Genomic DNA, 23,336 nt, shown 5'->3' with positions numbered 1-23,336 from the left:
TGTCTCATTATACAGGAGCATTCAAGGGGTTACAACGTTCAATCACTCTTTTCCTTAGACTGGTATATTTCCTTTTGGTGATTCTGCTTGCCGACTCGTTCAGAAGGGTTTCTTTTCCGTTTTGTGGCTGATTCCGTGTCTAGATTGCTACTCTCCTGGTTATGTTTCAACCGTTTGATTTCAGCTTGTAATTGATAGATCCTTACCATTCCAACTGCTCCAACAATGATAGCCCCCATTAAAACAGACCCTAAAATAACTAGGATAAGTGGCCACTCAGCTGTTCCAAACATATAGTTGACTCGTACTGAATCAACATTGATAACAGCAAAGATAGCAATAATAACAGCTGCTATTATTCCGAGTATTAGACTCCACTGCCCCCTCATTCGTCCAACTCCTCTCCCTCTTTTTTTCTTTCTCTGTAAGGGTTAATATGGACAAGAACATCATGAACGTTCTTCTCTTGTAAGAGGCGCTCTTTTACTCGCTTACCAATTGTATGCCCTTCTTCAACTGAAATAGATGGGTTAACCGCCACCTTAATATCGATAATAACGTAATGACCATGTTCCCGAGCTAAAAATTCATCAATATTTAAAACACCTTCCACACTTGCTGCAGCCTTTTTCATTTCAACCGTATCCTCTTCATGCAAGACATGATCAAGGGCATTATGAATCGACTGTTTTCCAAGTGTCCAAGCCATTTTTCCAATTAAAATAGCTACAAACGCACTCGCTATGGAATCTCCATACACAAGCCAAGGTATATTTAAATGTCCGCCAAGAATAGCTGCACCTATCCCGATTAATGCCGCAAACGAAGAGAACACATCTGAACGATGATGCCACGCATCGGTTATTAACGCCTCACTTTTATACTTCTTACCCAATTGGTACTTATAACGAAACATAAGTTCTTTCACAACAATGGAAAAAATAACAGCATATATCGCAATGACTCCTGGAACTTCAACGGGTTCAAAAAACGATTGAAATGCACCAAGTGCTATTTCAAATCCTACAATAAAAAGCAATACAGCTACAATGATAGCTGCAACCGACTCCGCTTTACCATGTCCATATGGATGATCACGATCTGGTGGCAATTTTGCAGCACGAACGCCTATTAAAACAACGACTGAACCGACAACATCCGAAGCTGAGTGAACTGCGTCTGCGACTAATGCACGACTATTTGCCATAATACCAACGACTGCCTTAATAATCGCTAAGACAATATTGCCAATTATTCCAACCCATGCTGCAAACCTAACTTTTCGATAACGTATATCTGCTTCGGACACATCAACACCCACTTTATTTTTTTCATATTTCAAACAGTATGTTGGAAAAACCTGTACTTATTTTACCATCAATAGGTAGCATCATTCATCTTTAAGAGAATTGACAATCATTTTTGCGAAAAAATGGTGTCTTAAAGGCCAGAAAGAGGGCACGGAAAAAGGGTGGTTTTTCCCTTTTTCCGTGCCCTTAAATGCATTCTATGATTTATACTGTTGGCTCTCCCTCAGGCTGTTGCTTGTGAGAATCGAACTTTTTCTTTTTTAATTGATTTGCCTTCCAAATCAGCCATAATTGTGAGGCAAGGAACATCGAAGAGTATGTTCCAGCTACAAGTCCTATAAGCAAAGCAAAAGCAAAGGAGCGAATGGCCTCGCCACCAAAAATGAAAATCGCAGCAGCTGCAAATACGACAGTTAATACCGTATTAATCGAACGTGCTAATGTCTGAACTAAGCTTTTATTCACAATTGAAGCTAAATCGTCAAAGTCTTTAACTCGCTTAGCAAGCTTTGTGTTTTCTCTAATACGGTCAAACGTTACAATCGTATCATTTATTGAATAACCAACGATCGTTAATACAGCTGCAATAAACGGAACATTCACTTCAATTTGTAACAAACTAAACACCGCAATGATAAAGAATGCATCATGTAATAATGCCACAATTGCTGCAATTCCATATAACAATTCAAATCGAATCGTTACATAAATAATGATCCCAACTGAGGCAATCAAAACAGATATTAATGCATTACGGGCAAGTTCTGCACCAATGATTGGATCAACAGTACTAACACTCGGCTCATGTCCGTAAGCACTGGCAAAATACGCTTGAATTTCATTTATTTCTTCAGGAGACAAAACACCGATAAACCCAACACTTGCCATTTCATTTTGATCTCCGCCAAGCTGAACATCATCTGGTGTAAACCCAATTTGTGCAAACTCCTCCATGACCTCTTCTTGCGTTATCGGTTCTGTCGATAACAAGTCGACTCGTGAGCCACTTTCAAAATCAATTCCTAAATTCAGCCCTAGTGTGAGCAGCAACACTATACCAAGTAACGTAAATAATCCTGAAAAGGCGAAAAACTTTTTTCGATGCTTAACGAAGTCTATCTCACGATTTTGGAAATTAAAGCTCACTAATTTCACCTTCCTTCACACCGAACAAACGAGGTTTCTTATTAAGCGCTCGACTGTTTACCCATAAACCAAGAAGAAGTCTTGACCCATACACAGCCGTAACAAAACTCGTTAAAATACTGACAATCAACATAACAGCGAAACCTTGTACAGAGCTTGTCCCATATGAGAATAGTACAGCTGCTGCTAAGATTGTTGTAATGTTGGCATCTAGAATCGTTGAAAGCGATCTTCGACTTCCTGCTTTAAAGGCCGACATAATCGATTTACCAGACCTGATCTCTTCTTTAATTCGTTCATAGGTAATGATATTTGCATCTACTGCCATCCCTACCCCAAGAATTAATGCAGCAATTCCAGGCAATGTTAGAACTGCATTCATCCAATTAAACACAAGCAACACAAGGTAAATATAGGTGCTGAGCGTGACAACAGCAATGATCCCCATGAACCTGTAATAAAACAACATATAGGCAAAGATTAGCGCGACACCAATAAATCCAGCATACACTGTTTTTTGCATCGCTTGCTCTCCTAATGATGCACCTACAGAGTTCGAGTACATCTCTTCAAGCTGAACTGGAAGTGCCCCTGCATTTAAAACCTCTGCCAAAAATTGTGTTTCTTCAAGTGTGAAACTCCCACTGATAGTCGCTGTATTTGAATAAATAATTTCCCGAACTGTTGCCGCAGAAAGATACTTCGGGTCTTCTTTTAAAGCTTCTTCGGCGTAAGAATCTACACCCTCTTCAAAATCAAGCCACATAACGAGTAAATTTTCCGCTGGTGGCCTTGATAGCATCTCCCTAGAGATTTGCTCCATTTGACGAGCATCATCTAAAGTCAAAGTCACAATTGGATCATTAGTATCCGGATGAAATGAAGAGCTGGCCCCATTCTGGCGCAAATCGGCTCCATCTACTAATACTTCATCATGTACATCACGTATCGTTAAACTTGCTTCCGTTGCGAGTAATTCTCTTGCTGTAGCTTGGTCGGCTACTCCTGCAAGTTGAACTCGAATACGATCGTCTCCTTCTATTCGAATATTCGGTTCAGAAACCCCTAGTACATTAACTCGTTGATTTAAAGCACTGACTGTTGCACGCAATGCTTCATTATCAATAACGTCACCCTCGTGAGCCGGTTTTACTTCATAAAGTATTTCAAACCCACCTTGGAGGTCAAGACCTAGCTTAATTTCCTTCGCTATCCCCATCACAGTCGTACTAATCAAACCTGCGAGAATTGCGACAATAAGGAAAAAAGCGAAAATCCTTCCTTTTTTCACCATACTGCTTTTCTGCCTCCTTCATGAAACAGACTACTTGTCCATCTCAACCTTTCATAGACACAATAGTCCCATTATAGCCTTTATAGAAAATCTCTGTCAATTTATGCTATGTATACTAAAGATGCCCTTTTTAACGTACATGCTTTAAAAGGTGTGAGGCCTCTCACACCTTAGCTATGTCTCCCTTTAGAACCTATGTCGAATCCGTCGCTCGTTAATCCTTCAGAAGCTTCCATTTCTGCAAACCAATCCGTAGGATCTTTGTATGCATTGATCGTTAGCCACGTCATATACGTTTGTGGCTTTAGTGTGAGTAATTCACTGACAAAGCTATTAATATGAATAAATTCCTTCTTCTTTCTTAACTGATAGAGGACACATTCCCATACATCGTCTTTCGTAGCTCGATCATAGCCTAGAAAATGAAATTCATCGACCTTACTTACTAAAGCCGGCTCAACATCACTACGCCATACTTCAAATTGTTGTTTCTCCATTAATTCTCTCCCCCCTTTAAAAGACTGAATACATAATACTTGCTATTCCAAATCCAGCGATAACGACTCCTGTAGCAATAGCAAAAAAAGCAAAACGGAATGGAATGAAAAATAGGATGGCTGCAAGACTAGCTGAATACGCACCTGTAGTTGGGAATGGTACAGCCGTAAACAAAATGAGACCAATCGCTCCAAACTTCTCTACTTTGTCGCTTTTTTTCATTGTTCTGTTATAAAGCCAATCATAAAACTTTTTATATGCTTTAAATCTAAGAAACCACTTACTTACCGGCTGAAATAATAGCAAAATTGGTATGATCGGTAACAAGTTTCCACCAATTCCATAGAATAAAGCCTCCCAATACGATAAACCAAGCTGGTGCGCTACGGGTATTCCCCCTCGTAGCTCTAAGATAGGCAATGCAGAAATTAACACAACAATTAATTCAGGGGGTAAAAAACCAAAATGATCAAAAACAAACTGTTCAATTGCCTCTTTCACTATATCCGTCCTCTCTAACGTTGTATTAATAAAATAACTACTTGTCATGCTTGCCCCACTACTAAGCATATAAATAATAACGCGAAATATCCATCATTTTTTTATGAAGGTAGGGGCTATTCATGACGAAGCAAACATTTCTTAAAGGAGCATTGATTTTAATCATCGCCGGTCTTATTACAAGATTCCTAGGCTTTGTGAATAAAATTGTCGTTGCAAGAATTATGGGGGCTGAAGGAGTAGGCCTTTATCAAATGGCAGTTCCTACATTGCTGTTAGTCATCACTTTAACTCAATTAGGACTACCCGTTGCCATTTCAAAACTAGTTGCAGAAGCCGAGGCTAAACAAGATAGACAAAGAATAAGAAAAATCTTGGTAGTCTCCCTGACCATTACATCAATACTTAGCATTATTTTCACCATTGCGATGATTGCTTTTGCCCCATTTGTAGCAAATACCCTATTAACTGATGCAAGAGCCTATTATCCTTTAATTGCCATTGCACCAATCGTCCCTATCGTAGCACTTTCTTCAGTCATGCGCGGCTACTTTCAAGGTCGTCAAAATATGAAACCTACTGCCTATTCTCAAGTCATTGAACAAGTAGTTAGAATTACGTTAGTTGCCGTTATGACAAGTGCATTTTTACCAATGGGTGTGGAATATGCAGCAGCTGGTGCCATGGCTTCCGTTGTAATTGGGGAACTGGCTTCCTTAATTTACATGATTTTTATGTTCAAGAGGAACAAGCGATTTCATGTTCGACGGAACTTCTTCACTTATGCTAAAGAGGGGAAACAAACATTTAGAGATTTAATGGCTATTTCATTGCCAGCAACTGGAAGTCGCCTAATTGGTTCCATTTCGTTATTTTTTGAACCTATAATTGTCGCTCAAAGCTTGGCATTGGCTGGAGTCGCTACAGTAATGGCCACAAGGCAGTACGGGGAACTAGCTGGATTTGTCATTCCAGTACTCATGCTGCCAACATTTATTACGTATTCCCTCTCTGTTTCTTTAGTACCAGCCATAAGTGAAGCAGCAGCGAAAAAGCATTACAAAACAATTCATTACAGGTTAAACCAAGCATTACGCCTTGCACTCTTATCAGGAGGCATTTCTGCTGTTGTTTTATACGTTTATGCCGAACCAATTATGAGTTTAATGTATGGGGCCCCAACAGTCGCTACGTATTTAAAATTAATGGCTCCTTTTAGTATCTTTTTATATTTCCAAGGACCTCTTCAAGCTACTTTACAGGCATTAGACCTAGCTAAAGCTGCGATGATGAATAGTTTGTTTGGAGCCGTCATTAAAATGGCAGCTATCTTTGTTCTAGCATCAAGACCGGAATTAGGAATCATGGGTGCGGCCCTTGCTGTTGTCATCGGATTCGTTTTAGTCACTTTGTTACACTTTGCATCAGTAGCAAAAACAATAAGTTTTACAATTGAAACTAAAATGGTTGTTAAATCGATTATTCTTATTGCTGCTTCTACATGTATAGGGTTTCTTTTTTCTAAGTATGCATTTACTTCTTTATCTCAGCTTTGGCAGACATTGCTCGCAATAAGCCTTACTAGTGTAATCTACTGCATGTTCATGGTTCTTCTTGGGTTAATTAAAGAGGAGGAAGCTTTACGAGTTCCCATCATAGGTAAAAAGCTAGCCTCAATCATTCAAAGAACACAATAAGAGGGTGTCTTAAAAGGTCTGTTTTTGACCTTTCGAGACACCCCCAAAGCAATGAGCGGAGACGCTACATCTTTTTCTTTGGGCTTTTTTAAGAAATACGCAGGCTAAAAAACCAAGCTAAAATCCTTTTCTATAGGACCATTAGCTTGGTTATTTTTCATCTTTTACATCAACAAAAAATGTGTCACGAGCTTTTAGCGCGCAATAGGATATTTTTTTAATATCACGATACCCCAGCTTCCTCATTTGCTGTCGTAACCATAATTGCGTCTGATTAATTTGTTCTAAATGTTCATTTTGTATCTTCCCATCTAAAATAAGCGGCAATGGCAGCCTTGGAGCATATCCATCATCTGCGTCTTCCTGCTTTTCAATTACAGATAGCTTCCCTGAAGGTTCTAAAATAGCAAATTCAACATCAGATAATTTACTAATTTTATTTTGCCTTAGTTGTACTAGAAGGTCATCAAAGTTATACCTTTGCTTTCTCATTTCCCCTTCATCTATTTTCCCTTCATTAATTAAAACAGAGGGCTTAACATCAATTAATTTACGCAAATCATTGTTTTTCAACGAAACAAGGGCCAAGATAATTTGAATCGTGGAAAGAATAACGATTGGAATAATGGAATACATCATTGGTACTTCTATATTTTCTATCGATACAACAGCTAACTCTGCTATCATTATCGAAACAACAAAATCCAAAACAGATAATTGTCCAATCTCACGTTTCCCCATAAACCGAAGCACAAAGAGAATAATGAAGTAGATGAATATTGTACGCAGCATGATTGTCATATAATCCATCAGATATCCTCCCTTGCGTTCTAACATATCTAAAGCTTAGTATGACCAAGGGAGGAAAGACACATGATTTGTAGCTTTTGGCATTTCTACATGAAGTTAGCGAGGTATCTGAAGTAGAGGTAAACGGTTGAAATAATAAACGAGATAATGGCAATTGGTAATCCCACTTTTAAGAATTCTAAATAACTAAACGGATGTTTCGCTTTTGCCGCCATACCAGCAACGATCACGTTGGCTGTTGCGCCGATAATCGTTGCATTCCCGCCTAAACAAGCACCTAAAGCAAGTGCCCACCATAAAGGATCTAAATTGTTCATACCATATTCTTGAAACTCAAGAATGACAGGAATCATCGCAGCAACAAACGGGATATTATCAACAAATCCAGATAAAATTCCTGAGCCCCAAAGGATAAATAGAGCGGTCTTAGGCAGGTCACCTTCCGTATAGTAAATAATTGATTTTGCAATTTCATCAATTATCCCTACTTCCTTTAACCCACCAACAAGCATAAACAATCCTATAAAGAAAAAGAGCGTTACCCACTCTACTGAACGAAAGACCTCTTCCATATCTTGCTCTTCATGCGTAATTAACATTAACAAAAGGGCTCCAACCATTGCAATGCTTGTTAACTCAACATGAATAAAAGGCTGAAAAATAAAAGCTATTGTAGTTAACGTTAATACGGAGACCGATTTCATAAGAAGCTTCCGATCCTTAATATATGTAGTTGGGTTTATCGCGTATAATTTCGCTTGATCCTCTTTTGTAACAACTAATTGCTTACGATAAAGTAAAACTAGACCTCCCATAACGATAATAAAAATAATGAGAACGACTGGGCTTAAATGAATAAGAAAGTCATTAAATGTTAAATGATCAACAGCCTGCCCAATCATCAGGTTTGGAGGATCTCCAATTAATGTTGCCGTCCCTCCAATGTTTGATGCCATAACCAATGACAATAGAAAGGGGACTGCGGGAAGTTTTAATAATGAAGTTAATGTAAATATAATTGGAACAATTAATAAAACGGTTGTCACATTATTTAAAAAAGCCGATCCAAATGCAGTTAAAGATGAGATTACAATAAGCAGAGGAACCGGTCGGCCATCTACCCACTTAGCTAAAGACACTGCTACATACTCAAAAAAGCCACTCTGACTTGTTATGGATACTAAAATCATCATTGCCAACAGAAGCGTAATCGTATGCCAATCTATATGGTGCAAAAATGCAGCATTTATTTCATACACACCAAATACAAGCATGAGTACACCACCGAAGCAGGCAATGACAGCTCGATTTAGTTTTTCTGTGATAATGAAGAAGTAACTGCAAAGAAAAATAATTAAAGCTAAGGTTACCCCCATGACTGTACTCCTCTCCCTCGCATTTCTACCATCCTATGACAAGCCCACAAAAAACATGTCCTTTTTCTGAGACAAGCAAATTTTGCGTCTATTCTATACAAGCCTGAATAAGCTGTATTAAACAGTAGTTTATATTTAATCATTGAAAGGAGAGTTTCCATTGACGTATCGTGGTTTTTTTCCAGCAATTTTGTTCGGATTGTCCACTATTTTGGTCATTGCTTTATCATTTAGTTTAGTTGTCTCAATCGTATTATCTTTTACATCTCTAACTGAGCATTCAGTTCAGTGGTTAATCACAGGGGTTGCATTTGTTACTATGTTTTTAGGAGGGACTATCTCAGGGGCGAAAGCAAAAGAAAAAGGCTGGATTGCTGGCGCGTGTACAGCTCTTTTATTTTCCTTGTTAACTTTCTTCATTCAATATTTAGGCTACAATAACACCTTTACAAGTGAACAGTACATGTACCATGCTGGTTATATATTAGCAGCAGCTATCGGTGGAATTATAGGTGTCAATTTAAGCAGTAACAAATAACCAAACTATTAAAAAAAAGAAAGCGCAGCGATCTAATCGTTGCGCTTTCTTATGTACTATATCAATCTGGGTTAACGACTTCACGGATAGCTGCACGGTCGAACGTAAGCTTACGATTATCATTAACAAGAATAACGATCGTATCTTCATCAACAGCATCAATTGTTCCATGAAGGCCTCCGATTGTGATAATTTTATCACCACGTTGAAGTGCACTATGCATTTCACGAATAGCCTTTTGCTTCTTTTGCTGCGGACGAATTAGTAAGAAGTAAAAAATCGCAAACATTAAAATTAGCGGAAGTAAAGTTCCAAATAGTTCCATCTGTTTTCCCCCCTTTCATTAATAAACGCCTTTCTTACCAGAACGAGTAAAGCAAACCAAATAGCGGATGGCTATACTCTGCTTCGAGACGCACGGAAAGAAAAGATCATCCTATAGAATGAATCCCTAGAAATTCTTTGCATTTGGCTTATTAAAACCATATTGTTCAAAGAACTCTTCTCTAAAATCAAGTAAACGATCTTCTCTAATTGCCTGTCTAACCTGCTCCATTAAGTTTAACAGGAAATATAGATTATGGTAAGAGGTCAATCTAAATCCAAATGTTTCTTCACACTTGATTAAATGTCTTATATAGGCCCTTGTGTAATTCTTGCAGACATGACAGTCACAATTCTCATCTAAAGGTCTAAAATCACGGGCATATTTAGCATTACGAACAACTAACCTACCTGTACTTGTCATAAGTGTTCCATTACGGGCAATTCTCGTCGGCAATACACAGTCAAACATATCAATGCCGCGAATCGCTCCATCGATTAATGAATCAGCTGATCCAACCCCCATTAAATAACGCGGTTTGTTTTCAGGTAAATGGGGAGTTGTGAACTCTAGTACACGATTCATCACATCTTTAGGCTCGCCAACAGATAATCCCCCAATTGCATATCCAGGAAAGTCAAGAGAAATGAGATCTTCTGCACTTTGCCTCCGTAGATCTTCATATTCTCCTCCTTGTACAATCCCAAACAAGCCTTGATCATTTGGACGTTTATGTGCTTTTAAGCATCTTTCCGCCCAACGGCTTGTCCGCTCTACTGATTTTTTCATGTAATCAAATTCAGCTGGATACGGAGGACACTCATCAAATGCCATCATAATATCTGATCCAAGAGCATTTTGAATTTCCATTGCTCCTTCTGGACTTAAAAATAACTTGTCTCCATTTAAATGATTACGAAAATGGACACCCTCTTCTTCTATCTTACGCAGATCACTTAAGCTAAAGACCTGAAATCCACCTGAATCAGTTAAAATTGGGCGATCCCAATTCATAAATTTGTGGAGTCCACCTGCTTCTTTAATTATATCATGACCAGGTCTTAACCATAAGTGATAAGTATTGCTCAAAATAATTTGTGCGTTCATATCGTATAAGTCTTCAGGACTCATCGTCTTTACTGTTGCCAATGTTCCAACCGGCATAAATATTGGTGTTTCAAAAGTACCATGTGGTGTATGAACTCGGCCTAGACGAGCCCCAGATTGCTTACACGTTTTTATATGTTCATACGTAATTGCAGCCATCTATTTTCCTCCTTTTAACTACCTAATCAGCATTGCATCCCCAAAACTAAAAAAGCGATATTCTTCTTTCACTGCATGTCTATATGCATTTAGAACATACTCCTTACTCGCAAACGCACTTACAAGCATAACCAAGGTCGATTTTGGCAAATGAAAATTTGTTAACAATCCATCAAAACCACGTACCTCATAGCCCGGGTAAATAAAGATGGATGTCCACCCTGATGCTTCTTGAAACTGTCCATGATCCTTCATAATCGTCTCAAGTGTTCTAGCTGACGTTGTACCTACAGCAAAAATCCGTCCACCATTTTCTCTAACTGTTTGAAGTAGTTTAGCTGTACCAGCGCTCATCTGATAAAATTCTGCATGCATTTCATGTTCTTCAATGTTTTCTACACTAACTGGCCTAAATGTTCCTAGACCTACATGTAATGTGATATATGCAATGTGAACGCCTTTTTTCTCGATAGATGTTAATAATTCTTTTGTAAAATGCAGTCCTGCAGTTGGAGCTGCTGCGGATCCTCGATTTTTCGCAAAGACAGTCTGATACCGTTCTTGGTCCGGCAATGTTTCTTTGATATACGGAGGTAGAGGCATTTCACCTAACTCATCCAACACTTCATGAAAAATACCTTTGTAGTTCATTTTCATTATCCGTCCACCGTGCTCAGCTTCACCTGTACAAATTGCAGTTAATTGGCCGTCGCCAAACACAACCTCTGTTCCTGCTTTAACACGCTTAGCAGGCTTCACAAGTGTTTCCCACTGGTCATCTTCTAATTGTTTTAATAACAGGATCTCAATACTGGCTCCTGTATCTTTTTTTAGACCATAAAGCCTTGCAGGCAAAACACGGGTATCATTTAATACTAGACAATCTCCCTCATGTAATTCATCAATAATTGATAAGAAATTTCGATCTTTTGTTTCACCTGTCTTACGATCAAGGACAAGCAAACGAGACGCCGTCCTGTCGGGAAGCGGCGTCTGAGCAATTAATTCATCTGGCAATTCAAAATCAAATTCTTCTACATTCATGTTAACATTCACCTTTTTTAAAATATCCGTTCATTTTTATACATCTTTGTTATCATACCCAAACTCTTAAGTCGATGCAACTTTAACGAAAACGTCCAATAATAAAGAAAAGCAGCGATAGAACAACACTTATTACAATACTCGTTATAATAGGAAAGTAGAAGGTTGAGTTTTCACGTTTAATTAAAATATCCCCTGGAAGCTTACCTATCGGAATAAATCGACCGATTAACATCCATAACCCACCAATTACAATACATAAAATACCGATCGTAATTAATACTTTCGGAAATGTATTCATTGTTTTGGAACCTCCAAATTAAAGTGTTCATAACAAGCTGGACTTACAATCCTTCCACGAGGTGTCCGCTGGATAAAGCCAATCTGCAACAAATAAGGCTCATACACATCTTCAATTGTGTCGGGCTCTTCCCCGATGGTTGCCGATATCGTTTCGAGTCCAACTGGACCTCCACGGAATTTTTCAATCATTCCATATAATAATTTATGGTCAATATGATCAAGTCCTAATCGGTCAACTTGCAATTGTTCAAGGGAATCTTGAGCAATTGCAAGATTAATCGTTCCGTCCCCTTTTACTTGCGCAAAATCACGAACACGGCGGAGGAGTCGGTTGGCAATCCGAGGTGTCCCTCTTGAACGTCGAGCAATTTCAACAGCTGCTTCTTCATCTATATCTGTGCCAAAAATCTCAGCTGTACGACGAACGATGATGGATAGTTCTTGCTCTGTGTAATATTCAAGACGCGCAAGTACACCAAACCGATCACGCAGAGGAGCTGAGAGCATCCCTGCGCGTGTAGTCGCACCAACAAGAGTAAATGGGGGCAAGTCTAAACGCACAGAGCGTGCGGTTGGTCCTTTGCCAATTACAATATCTAAACAAAAGTCTTCCATTGCAGGATAGAGAACTTCTTCAACCATACGGTTTAGTCTATGTATTTCGTCAATAAATAAAACATCTCCTGGCTCAAGAGCAGTTAAAATCGCCGCTAAATCACCAGGTCTTTCAATAGCAGGTCCTGAAGTTGTTCTCATTTGAACACCCATCTCAGTTGCTATTATTCCAGATAACGTTGTTTTCCCTAGTCCGGGCGGTCCATATAGAAGAACATGATCGAGACATTCTTCCCGCATTTTGGCTGCTTCCATAAACACTTGAAGATTCTTTTTAACCTTTTCCTGTCCAATATATTGTTGGAGTTTGTGTGGTCGAATTTGCTGATCAAGTGAATCTTCCATACCTTGTTCTTCCGCCGATACCATTCGTTCATCCATTCCTATCACCCCCGTTTATTACCCATTTAATAATAACTGAAGTGCTTTTTTAATATATGCATCGGTAGTCAAATCTTCTTTTTCCAAATGTGGGCGCACCTTTTTCAGTTCTCTCTCTACGTATCCAAGTGCTCGCAAGGCTTCTAGAGCTTCTTCTAATAACGGATTTTCCGTTTTTAAACTTTTAGGTGAAGCAGTCATTCCACTTTGTTTAAATAAATTCGGAGCAAAATCATCAAGCTTCCCTTTTAAATCTAGTATAATTTGTCTGGCCGTTTTCTTCCCAACACCAGGAAATTTAACGAGGAAAGATTCATCCTCTTCCTCAATCGCATGAACAACATGCTCAGGTTCTCCTGTTGCCAAAATAGCTAATGCTCCTTTTGGACCAATTCCTGAAACATTAAGAAGCTTCTCGAACAACGCACGTTCTTCCTTTGTCTCAAAACCATATAAACGAATCACATCTTCCCTTACATATTGATATGTAAACACTTGAACGGAATGCTCCATTTTACTTTGAAATCGATAAGGGTTCGGACAATATAATTGATAACCTAACCCATGATGATCCACAACAATATATTGAGTTTCTATATACACTAACTTTCCAACTACGTATTCAATCAATTTATATCCCTCTCCATACGAACATTTATTTCTATTTTAGCATAGAGTTCAACCAAAAAGGTCGCTTTTTACCTTTTTGGTTGAACTCTATGCGCTGTGCGGAGCCGATGCCTGGTTTTAAGCCTAAAGGAGCGCTCTTCTCCTTTAGGCGCGCATCGCGTGGAGCCAGCGCCACTATGTTCGCACCTGCCGCAAAAGAAAGCATTCCCCTTCACCTTTTGGGTTGAACTCGTAGCGATGTGCGGAGCCGCCGTTATGTTTTAAGCCCTTTGAGCGCTCTTTTCAAAAGGCGCACGGCGCGTGGAACCAGCACAAACTTGTTCTCCGACTCCAAAAATCTGTACCTTTTTTTATTCTTATAACCATGACAAAAACAAAAGGTGATTTCAATAACGAAACCACCCAATTAACTTACATCTGTGCTGATTTATATTGTCCAAAAACTTGTAGCACTTCCTCATAATGTTTAAGGTCCTGAACAGGTATGCCTTTTCTCAGTTCGGAATGTTGTCGACTCTTTAGTTTGGCTGTATCCAATTGGAAGAAAGATTGAATGACTCTTTCTTCATTTGGCTGCCCTTCATAAATGGAAAGAATTCCATCTTCTGTTATTCCAAAATATCCATTTACCTTCAACAGCGGTGAAATATCATTTACTTCCTTCCTAAAAATCATCTTATTTTCACTTTGGTCAACCAAGTTCCAGTCTTCATAATAAGCCCAAAAATCTTCCATCGACCAAATTGTTTCTTGAATTCGTTCTTCACTCTTTTCACCATCAAGGTATACACGTTCTAATATCACGTTAATTGTTTGAGGTCCCATTACTTGGTAAGCTTCCGATTCTGCTTGTTTCTGGTTATATGATTTCGTTTGGCTGCCTTCTATTACTGTCGTATTCCACAACGTAAAACCCATAACAATTAATGTCAAACTTAAAAGCAAAGAAAAGATATGTTTTCGCTGAGTTCGTTGTAATTTCATCAGCTCTCACCACCATTATAAAAAATAAAAACTTCCATCCTAGGCTAATGTTGCCCAAAAATGGAAGTCATCATTCGTAAATTAAATCATTTCACTACATATTCACATTTAAATGTCAGTAAGACAGTGGAGAAAAAGCTCCACTGTCTGTAACAATTAACGAGAACGTTCAAATGGTCGTTGTACTGCTCTTCCTAAATCTCCAAGCATATCTGTAAATGTAGCTGTTACTTCATCAAATGCAGTCCCTGTCCGTAATCTGTCATCCATATTACGGATGCGACCCACTGCATCAGAATCTGTTACTACTCGTACATCTTTATCTTTTGCTAAACCATTAACCGTTTTTTCAACTTTTCTTTTCACATCATCCATATCTCCATTTGTTGTAATTCCTACAACAACATCATTTTCATGAACAATTACACGTGCATCTTCAACACCATCTATACGTTCACATCGTTCTGCAAGACGTTGGACAGTTTGTCCATCATAGTCTTTATGATAGTTCATCGCACGAGTACCATGTTTACCTTGTGCACGTTGTTGACCATGGTGGACTCCCGTACGGTCACCACGACCAGTTGCATCAAAGCGATTCGGTGTGCGTGTACCATGATTTACATTCCCGCGATCACGCGCTTCTAAATTCATAGCTCCTTGCCCTTGACGACGATGGCCAGGAGTTGCATCTAAAGCACCAGCTCCTCGGCGTGCTCTTCCACGAAGAATTCCATCTTCATCAACCATGCCAGGACGGTTTCCTCCTGTTAATCCAGCACGTCCCATTCCTGCATTACGCTCCGTTGCACGAATCCCATCACGAGCGGTTCCACGATTTAAACCAGCAAGTCCTATTCCTCGTGCATCTGTTCCTTGACGTCCAGTGATCCCCTGTGCGCCATGCGTGCCGAATAACCCAGTATTAGTACCAAAGTTATCTCGGCCAGTATTTGTATAACCTACACCACGGTCATTGCCAGTTCCACGAGTTTGGAAATTATTTAAATGTGTACGGCTTTGTCCAGTCATACCAGTACCTTGGCCTCCAAATAACCCACCACGCGCATTTGTTTGGCCTGTACCTTGCCCTCCAAATAACCCGCCACGCGTTCCTGTTTGACCAGCTCTTTGACCTCCAAAAATCCCACCACGTGCATCTGTTTGGCCCGTGCCTTGGCCTCCAAATAGCCCGCCACGATGCCCTACATCAGCCCCTCTAGTCGTACCTTGTCCAACGGTACCACCACGCTGACGGTCTGGTGTCATCATATCAGTTATTGGACCTTCCCCTCTATGACGACCATCTATTGCTCCTCTACCACGCATATCTTGTGCATATATTCCTGTTTGTTGATTTGCACCCATGTCTGTTGCTTGGTTATCTACACCACATCCAGCAAGTCCACCTAAAAGCATTGTTGCTGTTGCTACTGACATTGCAATTTTTTTCATTTTTTAATTCCCCCTTTCACCAATTATGTTGGCTAATCGGAGGTTTCTTTACACTGTTACATCTTGGTTAGTGTTCCATAACAAGAAATTAAAATCAAATTAGCTTATACCTATGTAAGCCTGCTATGAATTTCTCATAGCAGGCAAAAAAGCTTACTTTATATATATTGCTTGATATTAATCATCATAATCATCTGACTCATGGTAACCTTGCATAAATGGCTGTTGTGGATAATCTTGCATCGGCATCAGTTGGCCGTTTGGACCATAAGTAATAGGTTGTGTTGGTCCACAACACCCTTTTTGTGGACTTTGGTAAGGCTGCTGCATCGGTTGGTGTTGATGCATTGGCTGTTGCTGGTGCATTGGCTGCTGCTGGTGCATTGGCTGCTGCTGGTGCATTGGCTGCTGCTGGTGCATTGGCTGCTGCTGGTGCATTGGCTGTTGCTGTGGATAGAATAGCATAGATTCCTGTTGTGGCATATAAGGTTGTTCTGGATAATATGGCATTGGTTCTTGTGATGGTGGCATTGACATTTGATGTTGGTGGTATGGTTGCATCATTGGCTGTGACGGACCGCATCCTGGCATTAATGGACTAACCGGGTGCATAGGCTGTTGAATGTATGGAGCTGTTTTAGGTTTTGACGGACCACACCCCGGCATTAGTGGACTAATTGGAACCAATGGTGGGCAAGGTGCCTTTTGCTCAGGTTGATACATTTGTGGCTGAATAGGTTTGTGGGCTGGCATTTGAATTGGTTTGTGAATTGGTTTGTGAATTGGTTTGTGAATTGGTTTGTGAATTGGTTTGTGAATTGCTGGCTTTGGTGCATAATGTTTTGGTGCAATCGGAGCTTCTTTTTTTATAGGTTTTACTTCTTCTTTCGGTTTTACTTCTTCTTTCGGTTTTACTATTTCTTTTTTCGGTTCAACTTGCTTCTTCACAGGCGGCTTTTTGACATCTGGCATAACCTTTTTAGGTTTTACTTGTGGTTGATAAAAGTTGATATTTGTTTCATATGAATGATAATCAACTTTTGTCTTTTGTTTTGGTTGCACCATTTGTGGCATTGTTGGCATCTGCGGCATAGGCATTGGTGCCGGCTTTGGTGCTTCTTTCTTTTGGATTGGTTTTGGCATTTCCTTTTTAGGCTGCTCTTTTACATGTGCTTGTGGAGCGACCTGGGTTTCTTTTTTTACCGGCACACTTCCTGTAGGTACTTTAATCTTCATACCAGGCATAATCATATCTGGATTGGACAATTGTGTATTTGCTGCCTTTAGTTGTTCAAAATCAACCCCGTACTTTTGAGCTAACTTCCAAAGTGTGTCACCTTTTTGGACAATATGAATTTTCACGTTTTCATTCCCTCCTCTTACCGTTCCTTACATCGTATGTCGCTATAGGCGAATTGACACGAAACCTTACCTTAGAACAGAAAAAAAGATTGAAAAAATCCTAATATTACAGGGGGCTCAGCACAGCTTATGTCGGAAAAAATAGGTTTATGCCTACATAAACAGAAAAACAAAAAGAGTGTAGTAAAAAAGGGTGTTTTTTTCCTTTTTTACTACACTCAGCAATGTGCGTAGCCGTTGCCATATTTTAAAGCCCGCTATGAGCGATTTCCTCATAGCGGGTGCGCATCGTGCGAAGCCATTGCTACTTAAACAGTAAAAAAGGGTGTTTTTTCCTTTTTTACTACACTTTTTAATCGTTAGGACGGACGATCAAGCATGCGTTGCAATGCAAGGTTTCCCTCTAAAGTTGTTTGTTCATCTACAGTAATTGGAAAATGCAGCCTCCCTTCAATAATCTCTTCCAGAGACCAAAGCAAATGATCTAAATCAATCCTATTCATTGTTAAACACGGACACATCGTTGAATTTAAAGAAAATACATTTTTATCAGGATGCTGTTGTGCTAAACGATTCACTAAATTCATCTCTGTTCCTACTGCCCATGATGAACCAGGCTCAGCATTTTTAATTGTTTCAATTATATAATGCGTCGAACCATTTAAGTCAGCTGCTTGAACAACATCAAAGGTACATTCTGGATGAACAATAATATTTGTATTTGGTGAATTTTGGCGTAACTCTTCAATTTGATCAACAGTAAATTTTTCGTGTACGGAACAGTGTCCTTTCCAAAGAATAACTTTTACTTGTTCGATAGGACCTTCACAGACAAGCTCTCTTGCAATTGGATCCCAGATTGCCATCTCATCCAGTTTTATACCTAGATCATAGGCTGTATTTCTTCCTAAATGCTGATCAGGTAGGAAGAGTAGCCTTTGCTTTTGCGTAAATGCCCACTGAACCATTGCCTTTGCATTAGAAGATGTTACAGTTGCTCCGCCGTTCCTTCCACAGAAAGCTTTAATTGCAGCTGTACTGTTAACATACGTTAAAGGTAAGATCGTATCTCCAAATTGTTTCTGTAACTCAACCCATGCGTGCTCTGTTTGAGCTATGTCCGCCATGTCTGCCATTGAACAGCCAGCCTTCAAGTCTGGCAAAATGACATGCTGATTGTCTGTAGTGAGCATATCAGCCGTTTCTGCCATAAAGTGGACTCCACAAAAAACAATATATTCTGCATCACGATTAGTTTTTGATAATTGAGCTAGTTGGAGCGAATCACCTGTTGCATCAGCAAATTCAATAACTTCATCGCGCTGGTAATGATGGCCAGGAATAAACAGTTTGCTGCCCAGTTTTTGTTTAATTTCTTTAATTCGCTCTTTTTTATCCTCTATAGACATCTTTTTGTACCGTTCTGGTATGCGATCTAACGTTGCTACTTTTTCAAGAAAATTCATCCTATTTGCCCCCCTCTAATAAAAAACTTAAATCTGTCGCTTTCACTGAATGCGTTAAACAACCGAGCGATATATAATCAACACCTGTATCTCGAAATGTTGCAAGATTATCGATCGTAATTCCACCAGATGCTTCCATGATAATATTTCCAGGTACAAGCTTGCGATAATTTTTAATCTCCATAGGAGTTGCATTATCGAACATAATGACATCTACGTTTGACTCTACCGCTTCTCTTACCTCATCTTCATTTGTCGTTTCAACTTCAATTTTTACCATATGCCCAATATGGTTTCGGACCGTTTCCACAGCTTGCTTTATTCCACCACAAGCGAGTATATGGTTTTCCTTCAACATGACAGCATCACTTAAACCTCTACGATGGTTAAATCCCCCTCCACATCTTACTGCGTATTTTTCAAATACTCTAAGGCCCGGTGTTGTTTTTCTTGTATCACAAATTCGGATCCTTTCATCTTCAAGTATCTTAATAGCAGTATGAGTCATCGTCGCAATCCCTGACATACGTTGCAACAAATTTAATAACACCCTCTCCCCGGCTAATAAAGGAATCACCCTTCCCTCTAAAATAGCGATCGTATCCCCTCTTTGAAATTCTTCGCCGTCTGAAACCAACACTTGAACTGTGATCGTAGAATCTAACATGCCATATCCCCATGTCAGCAAATCGCAACCAGCCATTACCCCATTCGCCTTAGCTACAATTTTGGCTTTCCCAATTGCACTAGTTGAAATGGCTGATTCACTCGTAACATCACTTTCACCCAGGTCTTCTATAAAAAAATGCTCTAATTGTTTTTTTACTAATAACTTGTTCATTCTCTCTCCCCCTAGATATTTTCGAGTACAAGATGTCGTTTTTCTTTTTGTGTAATTTGTGCACCTTTTTCTTTCGATAATGCAACGTACGTACTTGACCAAAGGTGGTCATTCCTTTTCGGAAAGTCCAATCGATAATGCCCCCCTCTGCTTTCAGTCCGATGAATAGCAGCTTCTGTAATTAAAGCAGAAACGATAAGCATATTTTTGCATTCTATCGTGTCATGAGAATCCGTAGAGAGAATTTGATTAGCATAAGGTAGAAATTGTTCAAGCCAACTTTTCATTTCAAGAAGACCTGATAGGTCACGCTCAATCCCAACAAATTTAGTCATACGAATTTGAATATCAGATTTAGAGGGCAAATGATGCGGAACTGTGATGTCAGAGTCCTCCTCTGAATAAACTAACTGAAATTTCGACTGAACACTTTGAATATCACTCGCTACTTGCTCGGCAAATACCAAACCCTCTAATAACGAATTGCTTGCAAGACGGTTAGCTCCATGAACACCTGTACAAGCTACCTCTCCTACAGCATATAACCCCTTTAATGATGTTCGACCAGATGAATCGGTCTCAATTCCTCCACTCACAAAATGGGCCCCTGGTACAACCGCTAACGGAGTAACTGTTGGATCAATCAACGCTTTCTCGCAACGCTCCGATAACCCTGGAAAGCTATGTTTAAAACCCTTTATGCCTCGACAATCTAAATAAATTTCATTTCCATTTTGTAACGCTTTATGAATTTCTCTACTAACAACATCTCTAGATTCCAATTCTTTCAATGGAAAATCTTCCATTAATCTTTTTCCATTTTTATCAATAAGCTTAGCTCCTTCACCACGCACCGCTTCGCTTATTAATCCCATTGTTTCCCCACCAACTCTCAGCAGTGTAGGGTGAAATTGTATAAATTCCATATCAATTAACGTAGCACCAGCACGGTAAGCAAGTGCAAATCCATCAGCTGTTGCCTCTTCAACATTTGACGTATGCTCATAAAGCCCACCGAGCCCTCCAGTTGCTAACACTGTCGCTTTTGCATAAATACATTCCTTCTCTGTATGAACCCCGATGACTCTTCCATTTTTTGAAACTAGTTTTTTCACCATTGTATAATCGAGAATTTCTACTCTCTCTTTGACCGCATTTATTAATGCCTCAGTAAAAGCCTGACCAGTCTTGTCACCATTTACATGTACAATTCGGCGATTTTGATGAGCTCCTTCCATTCCTAAAACGAGTGCTCCATCTTCATCTTTATCAAATGGGACCCCAAGTTGGTCTAATAAGGAAACAATTGCAGGAGCTCGTTTTACCAACATCTCAACATGAGTTTCATTATGGTGATCCCCTCCAGCTTTTAATGTATCAGCAAGATGTTTTCTCCAATCATCGTCAGGTCCAAGCGCTGCAGCCATACCTCCCTGTGCACAGCTAGAGTTACTCGTATTAACGTTAGACTTTGTGATAATCATCACATTCATATGATCAGCTAGCAAATGAGCCGTCATAAGACCCGCAATACCACTTCCGATAATAATAGCATCGACCGTCTTATTAGCCATCCCCATCCCCCTAAATAATTTACAGTTGTCTTGTCACCTATCTTTACATAAAATAAGAGTTGTGACAAGCGCTTTTTTTTGATTAAATAGGGAATTATTGGCTAGTGAGGAGGTCTTTTTCATGATTTACTTTGATTATAGTGCAACCACCCCCATGTCCTCTTATGCTCTAGAAACGTATAACCGCGTTGCGACTGATTTTTTTGCTAATAGTCGTAGTCTGCATAATCACGGGTTAGAAAGTGACGATATTCTTTCTTTAAGCCGTAAGACGATTGCCGATGCTTTACATGTAAATAGCAATGAAATTTACTTTACTGGTTCTGGTTCAGAGGCGACATTCCTGTCTTTAACAGGATTAGCATTTTCCCATCAGCAGAAAGGAAAAACTATCATTACAACGGAAGGGGAACACCACTCGGTCCTGCAAGCAATGAACTATTTAAAGAATTTTGGATTTACTATTTTATTTGTCCCAGTTAATGAATTCGGACAAGTTACTAAAGAACAACTAGCCTCCACTATTACGCAAGACACCATTTTAGTATCGATTGCCCATGCCAACAGTGAAATTGGGACCGTTCAAGATTTGCAGGCTCTTGGTTCTTTTTTAGCTGATAATGATATACTTTTTCATAGTGATTGCGTCCAAACTTTTGGAAAACTCCCTATTCCTATTGACGTGTTGACAAGTATCAGCATTACCGCACATAAATGCTACGGACCAAAAGGAGTAGGTGCCGCTTATCTTAATAAAAAAGTTCCTTGGTCTTCTTTTTTGCACGGCACAACTCATGAAAGTGGGTTTAGGGCAGGGACAGTCAATGTTCCTGGTATAGCAGCATTTGCAGCGGCAGTGGAAGAGTATCTCCCCCTCGCACCATCAGATATGAAACGGTTACTAGCATTCAGAAATAAAGTTGTAGATGAATTTAAAGGCAATCGTCATATTTATTTTGAAGGACATCCAACCGAACGCCTTCCCTTTCACATAAGCTTGCGAATTAGTGGAATTGAAGGTCAGCTAGCGATGCTCGAGTTCAACCGAAAGGGTTTTGCTATTTCGACCGGTTCTGCGTGTAGAGTAGGAGAGAGCGCTCCACCTCGGACATTAATTAGTTTAGGTCGGAAACACCATGAAGCTCATGAACTAATTCGAATCACGTTTGGCCGCTATACGACTGAAGATGAAGTTATAAAATTTATTAAAGCACTTAAACAAATATTGTTAGAATTTAAGGGGTTTGATGGAAGTGAATGATGGAAAAAAAATATTAGGTGACAAAAGAAGAGAGTTAATTATTCAATGGTTGTCTAGCAGTGAGGAGCCACTCACGGGCGGAGAGCTTGCAAAGCGTTCAAATGTAAGTAGACAAGTTATCGTCCAAGACATTTCAATTCTAAAAGCGAAAAAGCACCCAATTATTGCAACCGCTCAAGGATATATTTACGTTCAGCAAACGCCTTCACCAAAAGTAAATCGAATTATCGCTTGCAAGCATTCTCCAGCTGAAACGAAAGAAGAATTATTTACTTTAGTTGACCATGGTGTAACAGTCCAACAAGTTATTGTCGAGCATGCTATTTACGGTGAAATTACCGCTTCACTCATGCTCTCCACTCGCTTAGATGTTGAAGCTTTTTGTAAAAAAATCGAGCAAACTCAATCCTCATTGTTATCTGAATTAACCGATGGGGTTCACCTTCATGTAATTGAAGGTGAGAACTCTAGTCAGCTTGAAGCAGCGATCCAAGCTCTTAATGAAAAAGGATTTATTTTAAATGATTGACTCTTTAAACCAGAAAAAGGAACCAGCTAAGAGCATGCTGGTTCCTTAATCAAACAACCCTGCCAAGTTCGGAAGCCACTAAAAAAGGTACGGTTTTCACCTTTTTTCAGTGGCTTTTAAATAATGAGCG

Annotated in this window: 24 protein-coding genes; 4 read left to right on the top strand and 20 right to left on the bottom strand. The window is 39.5% G+C overall.

Annotated features, from left to right (window positions below; genetic code table 11):
• Positions 1 to 38 precede the first annotated feature (38 nt).
• From SAY88_RS09230 to SAY88_RS09205, 6 genes are all read right to left on the bottom strand, one after another.
• Positions 39 to 389 (bottom strand): LapA family protein, encoded by a 351-nt coding sequence (locus SAY88_RS09230; protein ID WP_332631228.1) that lies wholly within the window; start codon positions 387 to 389, stop codon positions 39 to 41.
• Positions 386 to 1,309, bottom strand: a complete 924-nt coding sequence (locus SAY88_RS09225; RefSeq protein ID WP_332631227.1) for a cation diffusion facilitator family transporter — start codon at positions 1,307 to 1,309, stop codon at positions 386 to 388. Before SAY88_RS09225 ends, SAY88_RS09230 begins: the two co-directional genes overlap by 4 nt.
• 205 nt (positions 1,310 to 1,514) lie before the next feature.
• The gene (gene secF, locus SAY88_RS09220; protein WP_332631226.1) at positions 1,515 to 2,456 is read right to left on the bottom strand and encodes a protein translocase subunit SecF; all 942 of its coding nucleotides are present in this window, start codon (positions 2,454 to 2,456) and stop codon (positions 1,515 to 1,517) included.
• Positions 2,446 to 3,750 (bottom strand): protein translocase subunit SecD, encoded by a 1,305-nt coding sequence (gene secD, locus SAY88_RS09215; RefSeq protein ID WP_332631225.1) that lies wholly within the window; start codon positions 3,748 to 3,750, stop codon positions 2,446 to 2,448. Before secD ends, secF begins: the two co-directional genes overlap by 11 nt.
• Positions 3,751 to 3,920: 170 nt before the next feature.
• Complete coding sequence (locus SAY88_RS09210; RefSeq protein WP_332631223.1) at positions 3,921 to 4,247, bottom strand: post-transcriptional regulator; 327 nt, start codon at positions 4,245 to 4,247, stop codon at positions 3,921 to 3,923.
• Positions 4,248 to 4,263: 16 nt separating this feature from the next.
• The gene (locus SAY88_RS09205; RefSeq protein ID WP_332631221.1) at positions 4,264 to 4,797 is read right to left on the bottom strand and encodes a COG2426 family protein; all 534 of its coding nucleotides are present in this window, start codon (positions 4,795 to 4,797) and stop codon (positions 4,264 to 4,266) included.
• A gap of 74 nt (positions 4,798 to 4,871) precedes the next feature.
• On the opposite strand from SAY88_RS09205, the gene spoVB reads away from it, so the two are divergent.
• The gene (spoVB, locus tag SAY88_RS09200) at positions 4,872 to 6,446 is read left to right on the top strand and encodes a stage V sporulation protein B (RefSeq protein WP_332631220.1); all 1,575 of its coding nucleotides are present in this window, start codon (positions 4,872 to 4,874) and stop codon (positions 6,444 to 6,446) included.
• A gap of 150 nt (positions 6,447 to 6,596) precedes the next feature.
• On the opposite strand, the gene SAY88_RS09195 is transcribed toward spoVB, so the two are convergent.
• Positions 6,597 to 7,256 (bottom strand): DUF421 domain-containing protein, encoded by a 660-nt coding sequence (locus SAY88_RS09195; protein ID WP_332631218.1) that lies wholly within the window; start codon positions 7,254 to 7,256, stop codon positions 6,597 to 6,599.
• An 86-nt stretch (positions 7,257 to 7,342) separates the two neighbouring features.
• Positions 7,343 to 8,632, bottom strand: a complete 1,290-nt coding sequence (locus SAY88_RS09190; RefSeq protein WP_332631217.1) for an ArsB/NhaD family transporter — start codon at positions 8,630 to 8,632, stop codon at positions 7,343 to 7,345.
• Between the two features lie 160 nt (positions 8,633 to 8,792).
• Between SAY88_RS09190 and SAY88_RS09185 the strand changes: the two genes are divergently transcribed.
• Entirely contained in the window at positions 8,793 to 9,170 is a 378-nt protein-coding gene (locus SAY88_RS09185; protein ID WP_332631216.1) for a TIGR04086 family membrane protein, read from the top strand.
• Positions 9,171 to 9,231: 61 nt separating this feature from the next.
• On the opposite strand, the gene yajC is transcribed toward SAY88_RS09185, so the two are convergent.
• From yajC to nadB, 12 genes are all read right to left on the bottom strand, one after another.
• Entirely contained in the window at positions 9,232 to 9,495 is a 264-nt protein-coding gene (gene yajC, locus SAY88_RS09180; protein WP_250095861.1) for a preprotein translocase subunit YajC, read from the bottom strand.
• A gap of 126 nt (positions 9,496 to 9,621) precedes the next feature.
• Positions 9,622 to 10,761 (bottom strand): tRNA guanosine(34) transglycosylase Tgt, encoded by a 1,140-nt coding sequence (gene tgt / locus SAY88_RS09175; protein ID WP_332631213.1) that lies wholly within the window; start codon positions 10,759 to 10,761, stop codon positions 9,622 to 9,624.
• Between the two features lie 18 nt (positions 10,762 to 10,779).
• On the bottom strand, positions 10,780 to 11,805 hold the full coding sequence (gene queA, locus SAY88_RS09170; protein WP_332631211.1) for a tRNA preQ1(34) S-adenosylmethionine ribosyltransferase-isomerase QueA: 1,026 nt from the start codon (positions 11,803 to 11,805) through the stop codon (positions 10,780 to 10,782).
• Between the two features lie 82 nt (positions 11,806 to 11,887).
• A complete protein-coding gene (locus tag SAY88_RS09165; RefSeq protein WP_332631209.1) occupies positions 11,888 to 12,106 on the bottom strand; it encodes a DUF2905 domain-containing protein in 219 nt (72 codons plus the stop codon).
• On the bottom strand, positions 12,103 to 13,104 hold the full coding sequence (gene ruvB, locus SAY88_RS09160; protein WP_332631207.1) for a Holliday junction branch migration DNA helicase RuvB: 1,002 nt from the start codon (positions 13,102 to 13,104) through the stop codon (positions 12,103 to 12,105). Before ruvB ends, SAY88_RS09165 begins: the two co-directional genes overlap by 4 nt.
• Positions 13,105 to 13,122: 18 nt before the next feature.
• On the bottom strand, positions 13,123 to 13,734 hold the full coding sequence (ruvA, locus tag SAY88_RS09155) for a Holliday junction branch migration protein RuvA (RefSeq protein ID WP_332631205.1): 612 nt from the start codon (positions 13,732 to 13,734) through the stop codon (positions 13,123 to 13,125).
• 411 nt (positions 13,735 to 14,145) lie between these two features.
• Positions 14,146 to 14,718: an intercompartmental signaling factor BofC gene (locus SAY88_RS09150; protein WP_332631204.1), complete on the bottom strand. Its 573-nt coding sequence runs from the start codon at positions 14,716 to 14,718 to the stop codon at positions 14,146 to 14,148.
• A gap of 156 nt (positions 14,719 to 14,874) precedes the next feature.
• The gene (locus tag SAY88_RS09145; RefSeq protein WP_332631202.1) at positions 14,875 to 16,173 is read right to left on the bottom strand and encodes a YhcN/YlaJ family sporulation lipoprotein; all 1,299 of its coding nucleotides are present in this window, start codon (positions 16,171 to 16,173) and stop codon (positions 14,875 to 14,877) included.
• A 177-nt stretch (positions 16,174 to 16,350) separates the two neighbouring features.
• The gene (gene safA / locus SAY88_RS09140) at positions 16,351 to 17,535 is read right to left on the bottom strand and encodes a SafA/ExsA family spore coat assembly protein (RefSeq protein ID WP_332631200.1); all 1,185 of its coding nucleotides are present in this window, start codon (positions 17,533 to 17,535) and stop codon (positions 16,351 to 16,353) included.
• Positions 17,536 to 17,894: 359 nt separating this feature from the next.
• Complete coding sequence (gene nadA, locus SAY88_RS09135) at positions 17,895 to 19,001, bottom strand: quinolinate synthase NadA (RefSeq protein ID WP_332631197.1); 1,107 nt, start codon at positions 18,999 to 19,001, stop codon at positions 17,895 to 17,897.
• Between the two features lies 1 nt (position 19,002).
• On the bottom strand, positions 19,003 to 19,842 hold the full coding sequence (gene nadC, locus SAY88_RS09130; protein WP_332631195.1) for a carboxylating nicotinate-nucleotide diphosphorylase: 840 nt from the start codon (positions 19,840 to 19,842) through the stop codon (positions 19,003 to 19,005).
• Positions 19,843 to 19,853: 11 nt separating this feature from the next.
• Entirely contained in the window at positions 19,854 to 21,416 is a 1,563-nt protein-coding gene (gene nadB / locus SAY88_RS09125; protein WP_332631192.1) for an L-aspartate oxidase, read from the bottom strand.
• A gap of 121 nt (positions 21,417 to 21,537) precedes the next feature.
• Here nadB and SAY88_RS09120 point away from each other — a divergent pair, with 121 nt between their 5' ends.
• Complete coding sequence (locus tag SAY88_RS09120; RefSeq protein ID WP_332631191.1) at positions 21,538 to 22,677, top strand: cysteine desulfurase family protein; 1,140 nt, start codon at positions 21,538 to 21,540, stop codon at positions 22,675 to 22,677.
• Entirely contained in the window at positions 22,664 to 23,206 is a 543-nt protein-coding gene (locus SAY88_RS09115; protein ID WP_332631190.1) for a transcription repressor NadR, read from the top strand. Before SAY88_RS09120 ends, SAY88_RS09115 begins: the two co-directional genes overlap by 14 nt.
• Positions 23,207 to 23,336: the final 130 nt, after the last annotated feature.

The sequence above is a fragment of the Halalkalibacter flavus genome (assembly GCF_036663575.1).
In the GTDB taxonomy this organism is placed as follows: domain Bacteria; phylum Bacillota; class Bacilli; order Bacillales; family Bacillaceae_D; genus Halalkalibacter; species Halalkalibacter flavus.
This window is presented reverse-complemented; position numbering and strand designations above follow the sequence as displayed.

Excerpts from the sequence above, each read along its gene's own strand:
- ruvB (WP_332631207.1), bottom strand. The coding sequence starts at position 13,104 with ATGGATGAACGAATGGTATCGGCGGAAGAACAAGGTATGGAAGATTCA.
- nadB (WP_332631192.1), bottom strand. The coding sequence starts at position 21,416 with ATGGCTAATAAGACGGTCGATGCTATTATTATCGGAAGTGGTATTGCG.
- SAY88_RS09205 (WP_332631221.1), bottom strand. The coding sequence starts at position 4,797 with ATGACAAGTAGTTATTTTATTAATACAACGTTAGAGAGGACGGATATA.
- SAY88_RS09195 (WP_332631218.1), bottom strand. The coding sequence starts at position 7,256 with ATGGATTATATGACAATCATGCTGCGTACAATATTCATCTACTTCATT.
- SAY88_RS09115 (WP_332631190.1), top strand. The coding sequence starts at position 22,664 with ATGGAAGTGAATGATGGAAAAAAAATATTAGGTGACAAAAGAAGAGAG.
- nadC (WP_332631195.1), bottom strand. The coding sequence starts at position 19,842 with ATGAACAAGTTATTAGTAAAAAAACAATTAGAGCATTTTTTTATAGAA.
- nadA (WP_332631197.1), bottom strand. The coding sequence starts at position 19,001 with ATGAATTTTCTTGAAAAAGTAGCAACGTTAGATCGCATACCAGAACGG.
- queA (WP_332631211.1), bottom strand. The coding sequence starts at position 11,805 with ATGAATGTAGAAGAATTTGATTTTGAATTGCCAGATGAATTAATTGCT.
- spoVB (WP_332631220.1), top strand. The coding sequence starts at position 4,872 with ATGACGAAGCAAACATTTCTTAAAGGAGCATTGATTTTAATCATCGCC.
- tgt (WP_332631213.1), bottom strand. The coding sequence starts at position 10,761 with ATGGCTGCAATTACGTATGAACATATAAAAACGTGTAAGCAATCTGGG.
- SAY88_RS09190 (WP_332631217.1), bottom strand. The coding sequence starts at position 8,632 with ATGGGGGTAACCTTAGCTTTAATTATTTTTCTTTGCAGTTACTTCTTC.
- SAY88_RS09210 (WP_332631223.1), bottom strand. The coding sequence starts at position 4,247 with ATGGAGAAACAACAATTTGAAGTATGGCGTAGTGATGTTGAGCCGGCT.
- SAY88_RS09165 (WP_332631209.1), bottom strand. The coding sequence starts at position 12,106 with ATGAATACATTTCCGAAAGTATTAATTACGATCGGTATTTTATGTATT.
- yajC (WP_250095861.1), bottom strand. The coding sequence starts at position 9,495 with ATGGAACTATTTGGAACTTTACTTCCGCTAATTTTAATGTTTGCGATT.
- SAY88_RS09230 (WP_332631228.1), bottom strand. The coding sequence starts at position 389 with ATGAGGGGGCAGTGGAGTCTAATACTCGGAATAATAGCAGCTGTTATT.
- SAY88_RS09150 (WP_332631204.1), bottom strand. The coding sequence starts at position 14,718 with ATGAAATTACAACGAACTCAGCGAAAACATATCTTTTCTTTGCTTTTA.
- SAY88_RS09120 (WP_332631191.1), top strand. The coding sequence starts at position 21,538 with ATGATTTACTTTGATTATAGTGCAACCACCCCCATGTCCTCTTATGCT.
- secD (WP_332631225.1), bottom strand. The coding sequence starts at position 3,750 with ATGGTGAAAAAAGGAAGGATTTTCGCTTTTTTCCTTATTGTCGCAATT.
- SAY88_RS09145 (WP_332631202.1), bottom strand. The coding sequence starts at position 16,173 with ATGAAAAAAATTGCAATGTCAGTAGCAACAGCAACAATGCTTTTAGGT.